General features: G+C 34.2%; 16 protein-coding genes. 4 read left to right on the plus strand and 12 right to left on the minus strand.

The window, feature by feature from the left end:
• Positions 1–51: 51 nt before the first annotated feature.
• A complete protein-coding gene (gene pepF, locus SHYC_RS07320) occupies positions 52–1,854 on the minus strand; it encodes an oligoendopeptidase F (RefSeq protein ID WP_039645837.1) in 1,803 nt (600 codons plus the stop codon).
• 129 nt (positions 1,855–1,983) lie between these two features.
• Here pepF and SHYC_RS07325 point away from each other — a divergent pair, with 129 nt between their 5' ends.
• Entirely contained in the window at positions 1,984–2,307 is a 324-nt protein-coding gene (locus SHYC_RS07325) for a hypothetical protein (RefSeq protein WP_039645839.1), read from the plus strand.
• Positions 2,308–2,731: 424 nt separating this feature from the next.
• Here the strand turns inward: SHYC_RS07325 and SHYC_RS07330 are convergent, their stop codons facing one another.
• The 3 genes from SHYC_RS07330 to SHYC_RS07340 form a co-directional block, all read right to left on the minus strand.
• Positions 2,732–3,991 carry an aminoacyltransferase gene (locus tag SHYC_RS07330; RefSeq protein WP_039645843.1) on the minus strand — a complete coding sequence of 420 codons (1,260 nt, stop codon included), beginning with the start codon at positions 3,989–3,991 and terminating at the stop codon, positions 2,732–2,734.
• Between the two features lie 24 nt (positions 3,992–4,015).
• Positions 4,016–5,275: an aminoacyltransferase gene (locus tag SHYC_RS07335; protein WP_039645845.1), complete on the minus strand. Its 1,260-nt coding sequence runs from the start codon at positions 5,273–5,275 to the stop codon at positions 4,016–4,018.
• Between the two features lie 353 nt (positions 5,276–5,628).
• Positions 5,629–6,666, minus strand: a complete 1,038-nt coding sequence (locus tag SHYC_RS07340; protein ID WP_039645848.1) for a M42 family metallopeptidase — start codon at positions 6,664–6,666, stop codon at positions 5,629–5,631.
• Positions 6,667–6,808: 142 nt separating this feature from the next.
• On the opposite strand from SHYC_RS07340, the gene SHYC_RS07345 reads away from it, so the two are divergent.
• Positions 6,809–7,903 carry a prephenate dehydrogenase gene (locus SHYC_RS07345; protein WP_039645850.1) on the plus strand — a complete coding sequence of 365 codons (1,095 nt, stop codon included), beginning with the start codon at positions 6,809–6,811 and terminating at the stop codon, positions 7,901–7,903.
• Between the two features lie 135 nt (positions 7,904–8,038).
• Here the strand turns inward: SHYC_RS07345 and SHYC_RS07350 are convergent, their stop codons facing one another.
• Positions 8,039–9,301, minus strand: a complete 1,263-nt coding sequence (locus SHYC_RS07350) for a Y-family DNA polymerase (RefSeq protein ID WP_039645852.1) — start codon at positions 9,299–9,301, stop codon at positions 8,039–8,041.
• Between the two features lie 157 nt (positions 9,302–9,458).
• Positions 9,459–9,869: a sporulation protein gene (locus SHYC_RS07355; protein ID WP_039645854.1), complete on the minus strand. Its 411-nt coding sequence runs from the start codon at positions 9,867–9,869 to the stop codon at positions 9,459–9,461.
• A 149-nt stretch (positions 9,870–10,018) separates the two neighbouring features.
• Here SHYC_RS07355 and SHYC_RS07360 point away from each other — a divergent pair, with 149 nt between their 5' ends.
• Complete coding sequence (locus tag SHYC_RS07360) at positions 10,019–10,207, plus strand: 2-hydroxymuconate tautomerase (protein WP_039645855.1); 189 nt, start codon at positions 10,019–10,021, stop codon at positions 10,205–10,207.
• A gap of 237 nt (positions 10,208–10,444) precedes the next feature.
• Here SHYC_RS07360 and SHYC_RS07365 read toward each other — a convergent pair whose 3' ends face one another.
• On the minus strand, positions 10,445–11,416 hold the full coding sequence (locus tag SHYC_RS07365; protein ID WP_039645857.1) for an LCP family protein: 972 nt from the start codon (positions 11,414–11,416) through the stop codon (positions 10,445–10,447).
• Positions 11,417–11,561: 145 nt separating this feature from the next.
• On the opposite strand from SHYC_RS07365, the gene msrA reads away from it, so the two are divergent.
• Positions 11,562–12,074 (plus strand): peptide-methionine (S)-S-oxide reductase MsrA, encoded by a 513-nt coding sequence (gene msrA / locus SHYC_RS07370; RefSeq protein WP_039645859.1) that lies wholly within the window; start codon positions 11,562–11,564, stop codon positions 12,072–12,074.
• A 45-nt stretch (positions 12,075–12,119) separates the two neighbouring features.
• On the opposite strand, the gene mprF is transcribed toward msrA, so the two are convergent.
• From mprF to SHYC_RS07395, 5 genes are all read right to left on the minus strand, one after another.
• Complete coding sequence (gene mprF, locus SHYC_RS07375) at positions 12,120–14,639, minus strand: bifunctional lysylphosphatidylglycerol flippase/synthetase MprF (RefSeq protein ID WP_039645861.1); 2,520 nt, start codon at positions 14,637–14,639, stop codon at positions 12,120–12,122.
• A 151-nt stretch (positions 14,640–14,790) separates the two neighbouring features.
• The gene (locus tag SHYC_RS07380) at positions 14,791–16,017 is read right to left on the minus strand and encodes an AI-2E family transporter (protein ID WP_039645863.1); all 1,227 of its coding nucleotides are present in this window, start codon (positions 16,015–16,017) and stop codon (positions 14,791–14,793) included.
• Between the two features lie 442 nt (positions 16,018–16,459).
• Complete coding sequence (gene ptsG / locus SHYC_RS07385; protein ID WP_039645864.1) at positions 16,460–18,490, minus strand: glucose-specific PTS transporter subunit IIBC; 2,031 nt, start codon at positions 18,488–18,490, stop codon at positions 16,460–16,462.
• Positions 18,491–18,599: 109 nt separating this feature from the next.
• A complete protein-coding gene (gene glcT, locus SHYC_RS07390) occupies positions 18,600–19,451 on the minus strand; it encodes a glucose PTS transporter transcription antiterminator GlcT (RefSeq protein ID WP_039645866.1) in 852 nt (283 codons plus the stop codon).
• 176 nt (positions 19,452–19,627) lie between these two features.
• The gene (locus SHYC_RS07395) at positions 19,628–21,097 is read right to left on the minus strand and encodes a glutamine transporter AlsT (protein WP_039645868.1); all 1,470 of its coding nucleotides are present in this window, start codon (positions 21,095–21,097) and stop codon (positions 19,628–19,630) included.
• Between the last annotated feature and the right edge of the window lie 2 nt (positions 21,098–21,099).

Below are 21,099 nucleotides of genomic sequence, written 5' to 3' on the forward strand. Positions count from 1 at the left end.
ACTAAATAAGCGCTAACTCTATTATTTTAAACAAGTTAGCGCTTAGGCAAATTATATTTGCTGTGTTAAATTTTCAATTTCTTCGACAAGTGAGCCAATAAATTGAATCGTATCTTTGAGAGGCTTTTCGCTCGTCATATCTATATGTGCGATTTGTGCTAATTCAACAGGGGACATGCTACCGCCTGCTTTTAAAACTTCGAGCCATTCATTTACTGCCTTCTGACCTTCATGTTTGATGCGTTGCGCCATTAATGTTCCAATTGTTAAACCTGCAGAATACGTATAAGGATATAAACCCATATAATAGTGGGGTTGTCGCATCCATGTTAATTCTGAACCTGGGGTTAACTCTACATCATCACCCCAAAACGTTTCAATCACTTGTTTTTTTATCGCATTTAATTTGTCTGCTGTTAAATATTCTCCTCGATCTACACAACGATATACTTCTCTTTGGAAGGCCGCCTCAAGTAAATGCGTCACCATATTATGGTAATACGTTCTAGAAATTAGCGAGCTAAGCACCCAACGTTTAAATCGAGGATCTTCACTATTTTTTTCTAGTAAATATTGTGCCATAAGCATTTCATTCATCGTTGACGGGGCTTCTACAAAATACATAGAAGATTCAGAGTGTAAAATATTTTGATGTGACTGTGCTAAGTGAAAATGACCTGCATGACCAAGTTCATGTGCGAGTACAAACACTTCATTCATTTTACCAGTCCATGAAATAAAGATATAACTATGGGTGAAGTAAGGGCTTGCACAATATGCACCTGTCTCTTTACCTTTATTTTGAGGAAAATCAATCCAACGTTCATTGTACGCACTTTGTGTCATTTTTAAATAATCCTCACCAAGGACACCAAGTGCGTTGTAAATATATTGTTCAGAATCTTTGATTGAAATTTGTGGTTCATAGTCTGGATCAATAGAGATTTTTAAGTCTTCATATTTCAGGGAATCTAATTGATGCACTTTTTTTAATAATCGTGCATATCGACGCATGATAGGGGCTAAGTCTGACATTATGATATCAATTTGGCGATGATACATGTCTGGATGCACATCATGATCTTCTAATAAGAAATCAATTACAGAATTATAGCCACGTAAATTTGCCTCTAATTTTTCATTTTGAACATGTGCCTGATAAACAGCTGCTGTCGTATGTTGATATTTGCGCAATGTTTCACTAAAATGTTTGAAACTTTGTCGTCTAAGTTCTGTGTTAGGATCATCTTCATATACCCCTTCGAATGTTGTGTAATCCATGTCATAAACCTGGCCATTCACTTCGAATTGCCCAAAGTCAATATCTAACATTTTAGTCACTTCATATAAATCATACGGTACATTTAGCGCAGCAACCATTTCTGCTAAAACTTTTTCGGCTTCGGGATGTAATTGATGCGGTTGCTTTTTTAATAAACGTTTTAAATAATAATCATATTTTGATGTTTTAATTGCACTCTGAAGTACAGCTTTATCTAGATGTAACAGCTCAGATTCAACAAAAGTCAATTGGCTTGATATTTTCCCATATTTTTGACTAAAAAGGGCATTTAGGCGTTGTTTTTCAGGGTCAGTGGATTCAACACTCAATTGTAAATGCGCATAATTCGCAACACGGTCAATTTCAATAGTTAATTCACATAATGCATCTAATACCTTTTCGATACTTTCAGCATTATGTATCGTCGTAGCATAGTGTTTATGAAATACTTCCGCCTTTGTAACTAAAGTATTAATTGCATGTTCGAAGGCGACATCACTCTCATAAATATCCCTTAAATCCCACGTTTCCGAAACTGGTACATCCTTACGAGGTTTAAGTTTTTGTGTCATTCAAATTCCTCCTTTTAAGAATAGTTAAATCTATTATACATTATTTTCAAAGATGAATTTATTTCTTTGTACATACATAACTTCTAAAGTTAGGTATAATAGAGACAATATGATAAAGGGGGTTCCATGATGACGATTTTAGATATGCCTAACTATTTATGGATATCAATTGCTATAATGATTGTACTTACTGTATTTTGTACTTTAGTTTTAAACAAATGGTTTTTTATAGCAATTCTTAGCTTCGTTGTTTTAGGTTGTTTGGCTTTCATTTTACCAAATTTCTACAATATCACGTATGAACCTTTGTTAGGATTCGCAGCATTCGTATCAGTGCTTAGTCTTATACTTAGTTTAATTTTATGGTACTTCACACGTCATTGGCGTAAAAAACGTCAAGAGAAAAAATACCAAAAGGAATTATCCCGTATTGAACGAAAATATAAATCATAAAGACCTGTTAGCAATTGGCTAGTAGGTCTTTGTGCTGTTAAAAAGTGGTAGAGCATGCTCATTATAGTTAACTTCCTATAATATATATTATGTAAACTAAATTGAAATTTGAAATTGCTATATCCAGTTATTCCGTTATATATGTCTATATATGTGTATATCAGTTTTAGATCATGTCATTAGCATTACACAATCTCAAAATACGATTTTTAAGCCCGCTATATATCACGATGTCACAGCACATTGCAACCACAACACTTCAATTCATTAACCTACAAGCGTTTTATATGTAATAGGATGTTAGTGAATCCATTGAAGGTTTACATAATATAAATATGTTAAATTTCTCTCTTAAATATCCGCACAATTTATTGCTTTTAAACTAAAACGCTCACAAATCATACGTTTGTGAGCGTTTTAGTTATTATTTTTTTATTTTAGCGCGTACTTTATTCAGCGTATTGAACAAGAAATATTTCGGTTTATTAATCGGTTTGTAGAAATCTCCAATTAATTCTTCAATTTGAACGTTAAAACCACGTTTAAAGCGATACACACCATAGTCTTCACTGTTTTCAGTAAAATCTCCAGATAATCCATAAAAATTGTAACGTTCATAACCATGTTCAAAACAATAATTAATCATGTACCAATGCATTGCATATGGGCCCATAAAGTGATTGTATTTTTCACTTGATCCACCTGAAAAATAGTTAATTTCATAACCGTTTGCGAAATACACACCAGACGCTAAATTTAAAATTTGTCCATCTGTTTTACGTAATTCACTCGCTTTTAACATTTCACTCTTATCATGGTCAATTTGTTTATCTAATTCAGCAATTTTTTTCAATTGTTTATCCGATTTGTTTTCATTTGCCATCATTTGGTCACGGCGCGTTTCTTTATCATTTAAACTATCTTGCAACGAAGTAATATACTCATCTAAATCGATATAAGCTAATGGAATAAGTGCTTTGCTACCATAGTTTGTAATAAAGTTTTTAAAATACGCATCAGTTTTAGAAACAAATCCCGCACGTGCTTCTGTCTCACGGTATAATTCTAAAAATTGATCAACTTCATCTTCATTTAAGAACTTCACGCGAATACCATAATTAATTGCCTTATTAATATTGCGTTTACGTTGACTATCAAATTGTTTTTTTAGGGTTTGAGGTGTTTGATCTTTAAGATTTAATACACCCATCCAACGCACTTGACTTGATGTGTCATAAGATGTTGTAAAGCCATGATGCTCATAGCCATGCGATTTAAATAATTGTACGAGCTTTTCATTTGCATCTTTATCTGAAATTGGTTTGATATCTTTGTCATAAACTTGATATAACCAATATGGGTCCATTTTGACATATAGGCATTTATTTTTTTGTAAATACACTTCAAGTTCTTTTAAATAAAAATCGACTAAACCTAAGTCAGAATAATCCATAACTGGACCTCGGTTAGAGTAATATACATAGCTTCCCATTGTAGGAATTTTTGAAAATAAACTTGCTGCTAGAATTTGATTATTTTCACCTTTGATGCCGAGTAAAACAACTTGAAACCCGTCTGCTTCACGTGTTCCAATATTTTCTTTAACTTGGAAATAATGGCTTTCTAAAGCAGGATTTTGTACAAATTGGTCATATTCTTCCACTGTGAGTTCTGTAAATTTCATACCAATGAATCCCCTTCTTTTACATTACTTTCTATCTTTTATTTTTTTAAGTTGTGTATATAATTGATACGCAGGTTTGTGAATTGGCTTCACAAAATCACCAACATATTCAAGGACATCTGCGTTAAACCCTTTTTTGAATTTCACAACACCAGCATCTTCCGCACCTTCTGAGAAATCACCACTGACGCCATAGAAGTTATAGCGTGGAATGCCTTGATCAATTGCATAATTAATCATTGTCCATTGAATGGCGTAACTTCCCGCAAAATGACGGAATTTATTAGCTGTTCCTCCCGCGTAGTAGACAACTTCGAATGGATTAATGATGAAGAACGCTGCAGAGATTGGGAGTTCATTCCCATGCTCGGCTTGAAGTTGCTGTGCTTCTTCGATTTTAGCGTTCTGCGCTTCAAGTTGTTGCTCAAGATTTTGTTTTTTATTTTGTGCTTTTTTATTGTCTGGTCGTTTTTCGAGATCTTTTTCAGCTTTAGCAATTTCTTTGTTTAACGTACGTTCTTCATTTTTCAATTCTTCAATATATTCATTGAAATCAATATATGCAAGTGGTACAAGTACGCGCTCTTTATAATGTTTGTAACGATTATAATAAAAATCATCATCTCGATCTAAGAAATCTTTTGCTTCAGATGTATCTTCCATAAAACTTCTAAAAATATGGAGTTCATCTTCTTTTAAAAATCGCACTTTTACACCATTTTTTTGTACTTTTTTAGTATTGCGCTTTCTTAAGCTATCCATATCATTTAAAACATCTTTAGCTGTTTTACCTTGCAAATCTAAAACAGAATGAAAACGTATTTGTTTAATTGGATCAAAACCAATTGTGAAGCCATCATGGTCGTAACCTAGTTCGGCCATTTTGTCAAAAATCCAATCGTTATTAAATCGTTCAATGACTTCTCCATCATGGTTACGCTTTAACATAGGTAAATAAGGATCAACACGTAAATATAGCGCATTGTATTTTTTTACATATTTTGCAAGTTCATTAAAGAAAAAATGAACAAGTTCTTTATTTTCGTAATCAATAATTGGACCACGATTACTATAAAAATATTTAAAAAACTTCATGACAGGTGTAGCAGTTAATAAGCATGCTGCAAGAATATTATTTTGGTTGTCTTTTATCCCAACAAGATGCGTTTCAACACCTTCTGCCACTTTTAATTCATAATTTCCTACCATTTGCGTAAAATGGCTGTATGGCATAGCATCAGCAAATGCGCCAAATTCAGCCGTTGTTAAATTTGTAAATTTCATTTTATAACTCCTATTTCTCTAAAACATTTAGTAAGTATTTCTGGAGATGGTCATATATGTTCGAACATTGGATAGACTTTTTCCAATTTGATGAAAGGTGTTTTGACAAAGATGTAACGCGTTTTTTATTTTTAAATCTCATTCATCGCTCGAAGACATGCTGTTTTTCATCAATACTTTGTGTCATTATCGATACTTTTGTCTCATTATATTTTAACGTATTAAACCTTAATACGCCAATATTGAGACGATTTGAGCTAAACTTTTTTACGTGGCTTGTCTTGAATGCATTACACATTATCCTTCATTTATCTTAAATGACTGCTGCCCCTCACTTGAAAACGCTTTTATGGTTAAACCATTGTTTCTGATTCACAGTACGCTTTAAGTAAATTGTATGTCGCAGTAATCCCATCTTCATGCGTACGTTCCATCGCGTGAGAGGATTCAATACCAGCACCAAATAGACCATGTTTCACATCCGCACCTGCATGAAGTGCGCCAGTTGCGTCAGATGCATAGTAAGGATATATATCGACTTTATATGGGATGTTTTCTTTTCGACATAAATTTACGAGATGATGGCGTAATTTTTTATGGTATGGTCCAGAAGCATCCTTTGCACATATTGAAACGGAATATTCATCAGTATTTTGTCCATCTCCTATAGCCCCCATATCTAAAGCTATAAATTCTTCAACGGATGTATCAATATTAGAATTTGCACCATAACCAATTTCTTCATTATTTGAAATATAAAATATGGTTGTATATGGTAATGTTATTTTATTGTTACTTAATTCTTTTAAATATGAAAGCATCAAAGCGACACTTACTTTATCATCTAAGTGACGTGATTTTATAAAACCTGTTGCTGTCACTTCTGTACGTGGATTAAAACTCACAAAATCTCCTACATTGATTCCGAGATTTAACGTTTCTTCTTTAGATATCACTTTCGCATCTATACGGACTTCCATATGGTCTTGGGTACGTTCAATTTTTTGGTTGTTTAAATAAACATGTGGTGATGTTTCATGTAATAAAATGGTACCAGTAAATGTTTGATCATCAGCTGTGCGAATCGAGCAATACTCCCCTTCAATCGCGTTATATTTAAATCCACCAATTAAATCAATGCGTACGCGACCATCATCTAATACTTCTTTCACCATTGCGCCTAATGTGTCTACATGCGCGGTAATACATCGTTTTTGTGTTTTGTTTCGTCCTTCTACTTCTACATATAAACCACCTTTACGCGTTAATTCCGGTGCATATCCCATTTTTATTAGTTGTTCTTTAACATAGTGTATTGCAAGTTCAGTATCACCTGAAGGGCTATGTATGGCTGTCAAATCTTTTAAAAATGTGATTGTTTGATTAATCATGTTGATCACTCCCTTTTTAGTATTCTTTATTTCATTATACCTGTCTTCTTGTATTTCATCACAAAATCATCGTACATTCTATTGCAATTAAACGCTTTAAAATGTTAAAATATCTGAATATTATTACAATAGGCGGTGTATTATGACTAATATTTTTTTCGTAGGTTTAGGCTTAATTGGTGGGAGTTTAGCAAGTAATTTAAAGTATTTTTACGAAGACATTCATATTACAGCTTACGATGCCAATCACCATCAATTACAACGTGCGATTTCTATGGGAATCGTCGATACGATAACGACTGATTATGCACATGGGTTAACTCAGGCTGACATCGTTATTTTTGCCACACCTGTTCAAACGACGACAACTTACCTTAAAGAGATGTCACAATACGCTACACGTCCTGGCCTTATTGTGACAGACACTGGAAGTACAAAGTCAACGATACAAGCATTTGAACGTCCATTATTAGATCAGCACATTCATCTTGTCGGTGGACATCCTATGGCTGGGAGCCATAAGAGTGGTGTGCTTAATGCTAAAAAACACTTATTTGAAAATGCCTATTATGTACTCGTTCATGATTTGCCTGAAAACAATCACGCTTCTGATAAGATACAATCGTTACTTCAATATACCCGTGCTAAAATCATCTCTATGACTGCGGACGAACACGACAAAATCACTGGTATTGTCAGTCATGTTCCTCATTTTGTAGCATCGAGTTTAGTGAATTTAAATGCATTTTATGCGCATGACTCTCCTTGGGTTAAAGACTTAGCTGCCGGGGGATTTCGTGATATTACACGCATCGCAAGTAGTAGTCCTGAAATGTGGCGAGATATATCTTTAGAAAACAAGCAACATATTTTAAATGCTATGAAACAATTACGCACACAATTAGATGATGTAATGATGTTACTTGAATCTCAAGATGCAAACGGATTGTATTCATTTTTTAACAATGCAAAACAATACCGTGACGAACTACCTTTGCGTAGTAAGGGGGCTATGAACAGTTCGTTTGATTTATATGTTGATATTCCGGATAAGCCTGGCACAATTTCTCAAGTACTCGACATTTTAAGCACCCATCACATTTCAATTAGTAATTTACGTATTTTAGAAGTTCGTGAAGATATTTATGGCGCATTACGCATCAGTTTTAAAACGGCTGCTGATCGCGATGCCGGTCGTCAAGCATTGTCACATCAATTTGATACGTATATTAATTAACCCATAAAACCGAGCAACGCTCCTCTAGTTGCCCGGTTTTATCTATAGATTACCTATTGAAGTTTACATAATATAATTATCGTTGTTTTAAACTTATCGTTAATAACACATATTTTTAAATCGTGACATTTTTAGCTACATTTTATGTCCGGCCATTAAGCCGAGCCGATTGTGTTTTGTTCCCGCATCTGTAAATGACACTGCTTTCGATACACTGCCTCGCCCATATTTCTGATGTAAATAATCGATTGCTTTTGCTAACTTTTCATCTCGTCGACGTTGATATTCATCTATAAATAAATTGAGTTGTCGATCTGTATCCGCTACAAATTGTGTTAAGGATATACTCAATGTACGATATAATTTCGTTTTATCACACTTTTCATCTGCCAATCGAAATACCGTTTGAATGATGTCACGATCTAAATTAGTCGCATCTTGTAACGTATATTGTTTAGATACGCCGCCACCTTCACTATAACCATATGAGAAATGAATTGTCTTCGCAAATTGGTTACGTACTCTTAAACGACTTGCCACCTCCTCAATAAGTTCTTGCATTACCACTTTTGTTTCTTCATATTTATAATCTCTCATTAAAATCTGGCTTTTACATATGGACGGGTTAATCACTTGATACGTGTCACTAATATGACTTTGATCTATACCATTCGCATGAAGATGTAAATCTACACCTACGATACCGAAATCACGTTTTAAATATTGATATGGATATTGTGCCAGTTGACCTATATTAAAAATTCCGCGCTGGTTTAACTTTTTTTCAGTTTGTTTACTAATCCCCCAGAAATCACGTAAAGGTTCAATTTTCCATAGCTTACTCGGAACATCTTCATAGCGCCATTCAGCAATATAGTTGTCATTATTTTTAGCTTCATTATCTAAAGCTACTTTGCTCATTAACATATTTGGTCCAATACCAATGGCACACTGTATTTGTGTTTCATCAAAAATCTCTTTAATTAAGCGTTCGCAAAATAATTGAAGCGTGGTATTAAACCGATAATAACTTTTAGTCACATCCATAAAAAATTCATCAATACTATATTGATGTAAATCTTCTGCTGGGACATAACGTAAGGCAATTTGAGAAATTTTCAATGATACCTCTAAATATTTTCGCATGCTAGGATTAATAATATAAATGTCACTCCGGTGCGGAATTTCAAATAAACGTGAGCCTGTTTTTATCCCGAGTTCTTTTAGTTTTGGTGTCGCCGCAAGTACGACTGAACCTTGCCGTTTCGTATCTGCAACTACAGCTAATTTGGTTTTTGATGGATTTAAACCTTTTTCAATACATGAAACACTCGCAAAGAAACTTTTTTGATCCACACATAAAATATCCCTGTTTTCTAATAAATGATAATCATACATCCAACCACCCCATTTTTTTCATATTGAAAGATGGTTTTATTATATACGAACATACGTTCTGTTTTCAAGAATGAAATCTTATTTTTCTCTTCATGTAGATAAAAAAGAGGCCATTGCGCAGTAATCGTACGCATTTGGCCTCTCTGATGAACATCTATTAATGATTGATATAAGGGATGATTTCTTCCACTTCTTCATCCACACCCAAATCAATATATACGTGTGCTTTTAAATACACTTTACTCTCTTCAGATTGAAAATTGAGGTTTTCTGGTTTGAAATTAAATGTAACTTTTTGAGGTTTGCCTTTTTCAACAGTGAAGCTGTTTTCGAGTGTAAACGTATCCAATTCATTTTCTAGTTGTGAAAATTCACTCGTTTCATCATTATTTTCATATTTTTCAATGAGTTTGACTTCTGTGTGTGTCACGGTTTGTGCACTGTCTCCAGCTTTAAAATGAATACACCCGCTAATGGCATCGGACACTTGATATTCATTTTGATCTAGCCGAATATACACATGCATACCGTTAATTCCTAATGACGTTAATATGTTCTCAAAACCCATAAACTACCTCCGTGATTTAAACGTTTTCTCTATCATATCTTTAAAAGAATTCTTTTGGCAAATCATACCCTAAAAATTTTAAAAATCTTAAGATAAGGCAGTCTTCTGCTAAGAAAATGCTATAATAAAAGAAAAAGGAGGCGACAAACATGCCAATCGTTACAGTACAATTATTAGAAGGACGTTCTGATGAACAATTAAAAGCTCTCGTTTCTGAAGTCACAGATGCCGTAGAGAAAACGACAAAAGCAAATCGAAATGCCATTTCTGTTGTTATCGAAGAAATGAAACCACAACATTATGGTGTAGGCGGCGTACGTAAAGCAGATCAATCTTAAAAAAACATTAAATGAAAAATCTTGAAATAAAATATAAAGCATTATGTGTAACATATTTATATTTAACTTCGGGCTTTGACATCGCTTCACCCATAACTCAAAAAGCCATTAACATTCATCTAAGCATGAAGTTAATGGCTATTATTTTAATTCTACAGAAATAATGTAATCATAAAAGTGACGTATTAAGGAATAATCAAAGGAATAAATATTTAAAACCTAACCTCTTGTGAAAAATTATTGATTTAAAAATTCTTCAATTTGCTTTTTATTTGCTTCTTTATCAATACCTAACGCACTACCTCCATCATTCGTAGTAACATCTTCGTATGTACCTTTAACGGGCACACTTAACGTTTTAATGTTTTTATCGCCACGAATAATAAAACTTATACCCGTTTGATAAATCGCAGAGTCAGGCATGTCCGTTGCCACGTATCCACGCATAATACCAGCAAGTTTTGGCAATTTAAATATTGTCGACGGTTGAACAAGCTCTTGTTTTAACGCACTCATCACTTGTTGTTGGCGTCGTACACGTCCAAAATCACCTTCTTCATCATGTCGGAAACGCGCATATCCTAACAATTCTTTACCATTCAAACGATGCTCGCCTTTTTTAAGTGATACACCAATTTTGGCCGACATATCTTTTTCAACATTAATAGGCACACCTTCAGGACTTAATTCATCAATCATAGCTTCAAATCCTTTAAAATCAAGCGTGGCATAATATTCTGGTTCGATGCCTAAATTTTCTTTTAACGTTTTGCGTAACAATTCTGGACCGCCTAATGAATATGCGGTATTGATTTTGTAACGGTTGTAACCAGGGATGTCCGCATAAATATCACGCATGACAGATACAATTTTCATATCTTTATGTAGGAAATCATATTGTGCAATCATGATGGAATCTGTTCGGGAAACACCACCATCTTCACGGTCAGATCCTAAAATAAGTACCGTTGCTTTGGCATCATTTTTAGATGTACCATTAAATTTATGTAACTTAGGTGCTTGTTTATGATCTTTGGCCACTTCAAGACCAGAACGATAGCTCGAAACCGAAAAAACAATTGTTGCTATTAATAAAAGGATAATTGCCAAAATAATAAATGGAAGTTTACGTATGCGTCGTTTTTTGCGACGTTTCATACCTCCTTTTGGCGGTTTGGGATTTCTATGTTCATATTTATTTTCGCTCATCTTATCAACCTTATACCTTCAAAATTGGGATAGTCTGTACTATCATTAATACATATTAACGTTATATAAAATTATTTTAAAAATCAAGTGAAAACTGTAAAAATCGGACTAAGGTCTAAAATAAAAAAAGGGAAAGGGTGTCCACATGAATATCAATGTTGCTTACTTTGCTGGAGGTTGCTTTTGGTGTATGGTTCAACCATTTGACACAAATGAAGGCATTGAAAATGTAACTTCAGGATACATGGGTGGACATTTCGCACACCCAACTTACGAAGATGTTAAAACAGGAGAAACAGGCCATTACGAAACCGTACGCATTGAATACGATGTCGCCCTATTCTCATATCAAAAATTGCTAGAAATTTTCTTTTCTGTCATAGATCCAACAGATGCTGGAGGTCAATATCAAGATCGTGGTCCTCAATACCAAACAGCTATTTTTTACACGAATAGCGATCAAAAAGAAGTAGCGGAAGCTTACATTGCATCTTTGAAAAATACATTGGACCATGACAAAGCCATTGCTACAAAAATATTACCAGCTTCCACATTTTACGAAGCAGAAGATTATCATCAAGATTTTTATAAAAAGCATCCCGAACGATATCAACAAGAAAAAGAAGATCGTGCAAAATATCAATCTAAACATCATTAACATATAAAAAATGGATGTAGCGACAAGGCTACATCCATTTTTTATTTAAACATTTTTACGAATAACTCGCGTAACTTTAATTAAACTTTCCCAAACATTTTGACGTCGGTGATACACTAAAAAGCGTGATTCCCAATTTGGATTAAATTTACTTTTATATTTACGTAATCCTTGGAAGCTATACAAACCGTTAAAGTGTTCATATAAACGTCCTGCAAATTTTTCACGCAAATGACCATATGGCATTTGACCTACATTAGATAATGTCGCCATACCCATATTAAAGTATGCGTAGCCATTTTCTTTAGACCATTGCAACATGTGTAAATACAACGCATCCATAAATGGTACATCAATAGACTTGTCCCATCGAATTAAATCCACAGATACAATCTCTTTATCTTTAACCGGCATGAGCGTACAGAATGCATCAATACGTCCTTCTTCATTTTTCAAAACGGCAATAGGTGCAGTATCGAGATACGCACGAGAGAAATGCCCTACCGAGAAATAAAACTCTTTATCTTGCCCAAGCCAATCGTCGCTCACTTCTTTAAGTCGATTAAACGTTGCTTCATCAACTGGAGATTGTAACATTTCAAATGTATATCCCATTGACTCTACTTTATTTAACGTTGCTCGGAATCCACGACGTTTTTTGCCTGACGTCGTAAAGGCTTGAGCATCAATTAACGCTTCTTCGCCTAGTTTAAAGAATTGGTTACCAAAGTCATGGTATAACGATAAATGCTTTTCAGAAACTTGATAGAAAATGACTTCTGCACCTAAATAAGAGGCATGATCATAAAACTTTTCTAAAAGTTCTGCAAAGTGCTCTTCATTGCCCACAGGATCTCCTAAAACAATTAATGAATTACGATAAAAGCGGTACATGATAAATGCATCTTGCGCTTCATTAACAAACATATTTTTATCACCACTGAACAATAAGTGACTCAAATTATGACCACCATATTGTCCCAATATGTTTTGACCTACTTTTAAATCTACGTTTTCAAGCGGCGTACGATAATGACGTTCAAAGATATAAATAATGATACCTACGATGAGTGACATCCCTATAATTGAAAGCCAAAATGTTGAACGTAATACAAAATAATCTACATTTGGCATTTGGATATTAAAAGCATCTAAAAATCGTTTTGCAAAATGTTGGTTTAAAAGTAAAAGTACTACACTCACTAAAATAATGTAAAAGATTGATTTGATTCGAATCGCACGTTTTAAAACATGAGATTTACGATATGCAAACACTAAAGGTGCTAAAATTAATGCGGCAATCAGTACTTCAATTGTAATACCATACACATAGAAATTAGAAATGATTAAAATACACATCGCGACGATGACAAAAAGCATGGCACGCTGACTTCGTTCGACAATCCCTCGTAAATTTAACATTAAAATCAAACAAGCACTTACGTTAAATATATAGAGGATAAGGAACACAATGTGGTGTTTAGATATCGCCGCATCTGCCAATATAAGCACATTTACCAATAAAAACGTTAAACTCGTAATACCTACTAAAATACTTAAAATTAATGATGGAAAAATATTTACAAAATCTTTTTGGAATGAAAAGATAAACCCTGTCACTTCTCTAGCTGGAACAAAGTATTTTGAATCTGATATGAAGCTTTTAGCATGTGGACCGAATTCAAATACCGTCATAACAAGTGCAAAGAATAACGGGAAGAAATAGTAAGCAAAACGATACACAAGCAACGCTAAAACAATCTTTTCTTCAGGAATACCGATATATTTCAAACCTAATAAAATAATTAAGTCAAAAGCACCAAATCCACCTGGGATAAACGATGCTAAACCTGAAATAGCCGCCACAATAAATACGCTAAGTACGACTGGAAACGGCGGGTTCGCCCCAACAATATGTAACGATAAATAAAGTACCACACTGGCACAAATCCATTCAACGCTTGAAATTACTGTAAATAGTGTTCCTAACCAACGTGCTTTTTGATCAATTGGTGAAATTAAAGACACTATAATAAACGCTGGTAACAACAATGCCACAATATAGAGTAAAATTTTAACCCATATTGACGTATTATCTAGAAAACTCACATCGAGAATATGCGTGACAATAAGTAAAGATAGAAAGCTTAAACCCGTAAGCATTGAAGTCAAAATATAAGAAATGAACTTCACAAGTTTTTTACGTTCATTTGAATAGTTACTATAAAACCATAGCCGAACACCTGCGCCAATAAAACCACCAAAACCAATAATATTGTTAAAAGCATTAATGATGTAACCAACACGTAATGCTTTAAATTTAGACACTGGTAATTTGAATCGTGCTACTAAAACCCAGTCAAATAATGATAACAATCCAAGTGCAAAGGCACCTAGCAAGAATAAACCAATAAGTTCAAAACGATTAATGTGATTAAACAGTATAAATGTTTTCTTAAAATCAATATGTGACAATTCTTTCGTTAATACTGACGTCACAATTACAATTAATACCAAAACAAATACAATTTTTAAATATTTCACTAAATTTTTATTTAAAGACATATGACACTACCTTTCTGACTGAATTCATGCAAAAGGTTGATAGATTTATCTCTCATATCAACCTTCAACATTTAAAAACTGACTGAAATTGTGATGATACATGATAGGGTGACACTTATGCAAGTCTTGTAGAGCTAAATTGATGTTGATTTTATTTCGGAGATGCTGGCTTACTTTGAGCACTAGCATATTCATCATCGGGCATTTCGTATAATCCCGCATCTTCGGCATAATATTTATTATAACGACGTTTGAATAACAGGAATATATGTGATACAAGGACTTTCAAAATCGCATAAGCTGGAATACCCAAAATAACACCAACAATGCCTAATAAATTACCCGCACTTAATAAAACAAAAATAATAGTCAATGGGTGAATTTTTAATGTTTTACCCATAACATTAGGTGAAATAAAATGACCTTCAATAAACTGTACAGCAGTCCATACAATAATCAATTTAATAAGCATGAAAGGCGATGTAATAATTGAAATGATGATTGCTGGTGAGATTGCAATAGTTGGTCCTAAATATGGCACAACACTTGTCACTGCAGCAATACTTGCAAGGATTAAAGCATAATCTAAACCAATGATAGAATAACCTATAAATAAGAGAAAGCCGATACAAAACGAAACAATGATTTGACCTTGGATATAAGACCCAACTTGGTGACTCATCTTATCAAGTAAATCATGCACATCTTTGCGAAATTTAGGTGGTGTCACATGATTGATAAACCCCTTAAATTTATGACCATCTTTCAACATGAAGAATAATACAAATGGCACAGTGATAAGTACAACCGTCGCATTGACAAGTGTTTCTGCAAATGTACGCAGTCTAGGTGCAATACTGTCTGACATCTTAGGTAAACGTTCTTGCAATGTTGTTAACGTACTTTCAATTTGTGTAGAATACTTTTCTAAAAATGGAAAATGCATAACACGATTCACAAAGTCTGTTACTTTATGAATGTAATTAGGCGCATTTGAAATTAAACGTTCCAGTTGAATTGAAACAAGCGGAATCAGCAAATTAACAATAATTGTAATAATACCAGCAATTGCCACAAATAATATAGTAATCGCCCAAATTCGTTTAATATTATATCGTTCCATCAAGTTAATAATAGGATTAAACAAATAGAATAATATTAAACCTATAATGATCGGTGCAGCGATGGTATTAAATACAATAATAAATGGTTGGAAGACGTATGAGACTTTGTCAAATATAAAAATCACAATGCCTAAAAGAATAAATATCATTAAAGCAAAAAGTAAGTCTTTCCCTCCGAAAAATTTCATAAAACGGCTCTCACGAAAATCAAGGTTTTTACGTTCCACCCCTTGAGTTTCTTTTTGATTAGACATAACACTCTCACCCTACTTTACTTAAATTAATTATAGTGTATCGTTTTTTAAAAAAAATTAAAACATATAACTACAGTAAAAACTTTAAATCTACCTTAGAATTAGTATACATATCGGAAATAGTACTATTATTACAGGATAGTATATTCAAACAGTGCACATGCTCTTCTACGCCTATATTATAAGTGCTTATATGATAAATCATTTTATATTAAAACGGAAACCTAACATAGTGTATCACCATTAAATACTTATACATATATAAGTTCTCGTTTATATACCACATACACAATACCTACAAACAAGTATGATTTAATCACGTCTCAGTATCCTTTGTAAAAAATACCTTCAAAGTCATCGACACTGACTTTGAAGGTATTTAGTAATGTATTAGCAACAATACAAAAAGGGCGCGCCTAAATTAGGCACACCCCATTTTTAATTAAGCTTTAAATAATGTATCTCCAAAGTTTAATGATTGACCTTCTGAAACCGTCACATCATTAATCTGTCCTTGCGTTAAAATAATTGGCGTGATATCGCTCTTCGCATGTTGACGAATGTAATCCAAATCAAATGTAAGTAATACATCACCCGTTTGAATCGTTTGACCTTCTTCAACGTGCATTGTAAAGCCTTCACCATTAAGTTTAACTGTATCTAAACCAACGTGGATTAAGAGTTCTGTACCTTCATCAGATACTAAACCAATCGCATGTTTTGTAGGGAAGAACATTTGAACTTTACCATTGAATGGCGCACGAACTTCACCTTTCGTTGGTTGAATCGCAATACCGTCACCCATCATTTTCTCACTGAATACTTGGTCAGGCACTTCAGAAAGTGGTACAAACTTACCTTCTAATGGAGACGCAATAATTGTGTCATCTGAAGTTGCTTGTTTATTTTCATCAATCACAACCGGTTCATCGTCATGATCGTCTAAAGATACAGGCTTCACTGTTTTACCGTCCATAATGTGTTGCATTTCATGTTTAATTTGATCAGACTTCGGTCCGAAGATTGCTTGCATGTTATTGCCCACTTCTAAGACTCCGGATGCACCTAAATCTTTTAAACGTGCAACGTCTACTTTCCCTTTATCAGCTACTTCGACACGTAAACGTGTAATACAAGCATCTAAATGTTTAATGTTTTCCTTACCACCCATAGATTCAAGTACAGCATAAGGCAATTCGCTTGCTTCTACTGAAGCACTTTCTGATTTTTTATCTTCGCGACCTGGTGTCTTAAAGTTGAATTTTGTAATCAAGAAGCGGAATACTGTATAGTAAATCACCGCATACACTAAACCAACTGGGATAACAAGCCACCAAGCGGTTTTGTTTGGTAAAATTCCTAGGAGTACAAAGTCAATAAAGCCACCAGAGAATGTATAACCTAAATGTAAATCAAGTAAATATAAAATTAGGAATGAGAAACCATCAAGTACTGCATGAATAAAGAATAATAATGGTGCTACAAATAAGAATGAGAATTCTAATGGTTCAGTAATTCCTGTTAAAAACGATGTTAATGCTGCTGAAATCATTAAACCTGCAACAACTTTTTTGTTTTCAGGTTTCGCTGTATGATAAATCGCTAACGCTGCTGCCGGTAGACCGAACATCATTACTGGGAATTCACCTTGCATGAATTTACCAGCTGTTAACTGAGACCCTTCACGAATTTGCTCTAAGAAAATACGTTGATCCCCTTTAAAAATTTCTCCTGCTGCATTTGTATATGAACCAAATTCAAACCAGAATGGTGCATGGAAAATATGATGTAAACCAAATGGAATCAATAAACGTTTAATGAAACCAAAGAAAAATACAGCGAGACCTGTATTAGAATCAAGTAAACCTGAACTAAAAGCGTTTAATCCACCTTGAATTGTTGGCCAAATTAATGCCATTGGAAACGCAAGAATGAAAGACAATGTTGCCATCATAATTGGTACAAATCGTTTTCCTGCAAAGAACCCTAAATACGTCGGTAATGAAATATTATAGAACTTGTTATAACACCACGCTGCAAGTGCACCGATGATAATACCACCGAAAACACCTGTTTGAAGTGTTGGAATACCAAGTACACTTGCAAAGCCTTTATCTGCTTGACCCGCCATTTCAGGCGTCACGTGTAAAAAGGCACCCATAGTTTTGTTTAAAATTACAAAACCAACAAACGCTGCGATAGCTGCAACCCCGTCGCCACCAGCAAGACCTATGGCAACCCCCATTGCAAAAATAATCGGCAAGTTATCAAAGATAACACCACCTGCACCCGTCATCATGGATGCGACGTTTTGCACACCTTCGTTTTGAATGAACGGAAGATAGTGTTGTAAAGCTTCCCCTTGTAAAGCTACACCAAATGCTAATAGCAAACCAGCAGCTGGTAGAATCGCAACAGGTAACATTAAGGCTTTACCTATACGCTGCAACTGTCCAAATAGTTTCTTTCCCACAGTAATACCTCCAATTTTTTAATGAATCTTACACAAAAAGGCATGAGCAAAAAGCTATGGATATGTATCCACAGATTTAACCTCATGCCTAATCCCGCTTAGTAACACGTTACGTATTTGATTGAGAAGTCGTTGAAAGTTGTTGAATATGCATTGTTAAATATGCAATTTCAGCTTGGTACACTTCCAAACTACTTTGTGTTTGAATCATTTTTACTATTTTAACAGCTACATTGTAACATAAAGGATACTGGGATTTCAATAGCGTTTCAAAATCTAATTGAACTTGTGCATGTTCTCCTTTACGAACCCGCTGTAATAAAAAATGAATATGGCGGACAAAACGTTGATATTGAATCGACTGAATCGGTATTTTAATTTGTAAATCATGTTCAATAATGCGCACCGCTTTATTAATGAGTTTTGGAACTTGTTCCGTTTCTTCAATATTAATTTGATTCGTTTGTGAAGCGATGTGTAATGCGATAAAACCAACTTCATCTTCTGGAAAATCGACATTTAATTGCAAATTAATACGCGCTACAACACGTTTAGCGATGGTATATGCTTCAGGATAACTGTATTTCGTTTCGCTAAGAAATGGATTTTGTATATATTGTTTTTGTTGATAGCGCTTTAAAGCAAATACAATATGATCTGTGATAGATACGATAAAAGACTCATTCTGACTTAAATCAAAATGTGACATAATCAATTGCACAGATTCAATAACGACTTTAAGTACATTTTCATCGGTGTGTGCAATCACCATTTTATAATGATCTTGTTCTTTTTTATTTTGTAATGTAAAGACCTTTTCAATAACTTTATCTGGTTGAATCTGCTTGCCCGCTTTTTGATTAAAGCCGAGCCCTTTGCCAATAATAATCACTTCCTCATTATGATGTTCACATATGAGTACGTTATTGTTGAGGACTTTTTTTATTAAATATGACGGCATAATTTTAATCTCCTCCACCACTTCATAATGATTATATATTGAAAGATAGAATAAATAAAGTGACATTTTTTATATTAATAGGGACGATTGCAATTTGTAAAAAAGCTTTCAAAATCCATACTAAAAATGAACTTTGAAAGCTTAAAACACTTTATTTATTATATGATGAGATCAAATTAAAATTTATCGTATTGCTTTAAACGTTTTTGAGCATCGCCCCAACATTCAATGCCGAATAAATTAATTTCTAATTCTTCAGGTCTAAAGATAGGTCGTTTACCTGCTTTACGTTGAAGTTGGTAATCTTTTGCTACAGCAAAAGCTACATTGGAAAGACCGATAATAGCAATTAAGTTTACAATGGCCATTAAACCCATAAATAAATCTGCAGTATTCCAAACTGTTTCTGTTTTCACAACTGCACCAACAAAGACTAATAACACAACACAACAACGGAAAATGAATAATACGATTTTATTTTGAGATAAAAATTCGATGTTAGATTGACCGTAGTAGTAGTTACCCACAACTGACGAGAATGCAAATAGCGTAATTGCGATAGATAAGAAGATACCGCCAGCACTTCCTAAATGTTCATTCAACGCGGATTGCGTTACTTTAACACCTTGCGCAGCACCTTCGCCAAATTCTAAGCCAGAATATAATAAAATCATAATCGCTGTTGCAGTACAAACGAGTAAAGTATCAAAAAATACACCTAGTGATTGAATTAGACCTTGCTTAACAGGATGTGTAACCGCTGCTGTAGCTGCTGCATTAGGCGCAGAACCCATACCTGCTTCATTGGAGAACAACCCACGTTTAACACCTTGTAAAACTGCAAAACCTAGCGCACCACCTGCAGCTTGATCAATGCCAAATGCACTTTTAATAATTGTTAAAATCATTGGTACGATTTGATCAATGTGTGTGACTAAAATAAACAATACCATCACGATGTATACAATGGCCATAATCGGTACAATAAATGATGACAATGTAGCGATACTTCGTACACCACCGAATATAATGATAGCCGTGAGTGCTGCTAAAACAATACCTGTAATGACAGGACTAATGCTATATTGCGTATGCAATGATTCAGCAATCGTATTTGATTGAACTGTATTAAACACAAAGGCAAATGTGATGGTAATTAAAATAGCGAATACAATACCTAACCATTTTTGATTTAAACCTTTAGTAATATAATATGCAGGACCACCTCGGAAGCCACCTTCTTTATCAGGAACTTTATACACTTGTGCTAAAGTTGCTTCGATAAATGCGCTTGCTGCACCAATGATGGCAATAATCCACATCCAAAACACTGCACCAGGACCACCTAATACAATTGCAGTCGCAACCCCAGCGATATTCCCCGTCCCTACACGAGAACCCGCACTGATAGCAAATGCTTGGAAAGGTGAAATTCCCTTTTCACCAGAATCTAAAGTTTCTGGTTTCTCCGTTAAGGCTCTGAACATCTCAGGTAGCCACCTAATTTGAACGAACTTTGAACTAATTGAGAAAAAAAGTCCAGCAGTTAGTAACAATCCAATTAAATATTGAGACCAAATTAAGTCTGTACCTTCAGTTACGAGTGTTTTGAACCAATCCGGAATTAAACTATCAAAATCTTTCACTT

Origin of the sequence: Staphylococcus hyicus (assembly GCF_000816085.1) — a bacterium.
GTDB classification, from domain to species: domain Bacteria; phylum Bacillota; class Bacilli; order Staphylococcales; family Staphylococcaceae; genus Staphylococcus; species Staphylococcus hyicus.

Excerpts from the sequence above, each read along its gene's own strand:
- SHYC_RS07355 (WP_039645854.1), bottom strand. The coding sequence starts at position 9,869 with ATGGGTTTTGAGAACATATTAACGTCATTAGGAATTAACGGTATGCAT.
- glcT (WP_039645866.1), bottom strand. The coding sequence starts at position 19,451 with ATGCCGTCATATTTAATAAAAAAAGTCCTCAACAATAACGTACTCATA.
- SHYC_RS07365 (WP_039645857.1), bottom strand. The coding sequence starts at position 11,416 with ATGAGCGAAAATAAATATGAACATAGAAATCCCAAACCGCCAAAAGGA.
- SHYC_RS07330 (WP_039645843.1), bottom strand. The coding sequence starts at position 3,991 with ATGAAATTTACAGAACTCACAGTGGAAGAATATGACCAATTTGTACAA.
- pepF (WP_039645837.1), bottom strand. The coding sequence starts at position 1,854 with ATGACACAAAAACTTAAACCTCGTAAGGATGTACCAGTTTCGGAAACG.
- msrA (WP_039645859.1), top strand. The coding sequence starts at position 11,562 with ATGAATATCAATGTTGCTTACTTTGCTGGAGGTTGCTTTTGGTGTATG.
- SHYC_RS07350 (WP_039645852.1), bottom strand. The coding sequence starts at position 9,301 with ATGTATGATTATCATTTATTAGAAAACAGGGATATTTTATGTGTGGAT.
- SHYC_RS07360 (WP_039645855.1), top strand. The coding sequence starts at position 10,019 with ATGCCAATCGTTACAGTACAATTATTAGAAGGACGTTCTGATGAACAA.
- SHYC_RS07345 (WP_039645850.1), top strand. The coding sequence starts at position 6,809 with ATGACTAATATTTTTTTCGTAGGTTTAGGCTTAATTGGTGGGAGTTTA.
- mprF (WP_039645861.1), bottom strand. The coding sequence starts at position 14,639 with ATGTCTTTAAATAAAAATTTAGTGAAATATTTAAAAATTGTATTTGTT.
- SHYC_RS07325 (WP_039645839.1), top strand. The coding sequence starts at position 1,984 with ATGACGATTTTAGATATGCCTAACTATTTATGGATATCAATTGCTATA.
- SHYC_RS07380 (WP_039645863.1), bottom strand. The coding sequence starts at position 16,017 with ATGTCTAATCAAAAAGAAACTCAAGGGGTGGAACGTAAAAACCTTGAT.
- SHYC_RS07340 (WP_039645848.1), bottom strand. The coding sequence starts at position 6,666 with ATGATTAATCAAACAATCACATTTTTAAAAGATTTGACAGCCATACAT.
- SHYC_RS07335 (WP_039645845.1), bottom strand. The coding sequence starts at position 5,275 with ATGAAATTTACAAATTTAACAACGGCTGAATTTGGCGCATTTGCTGAT.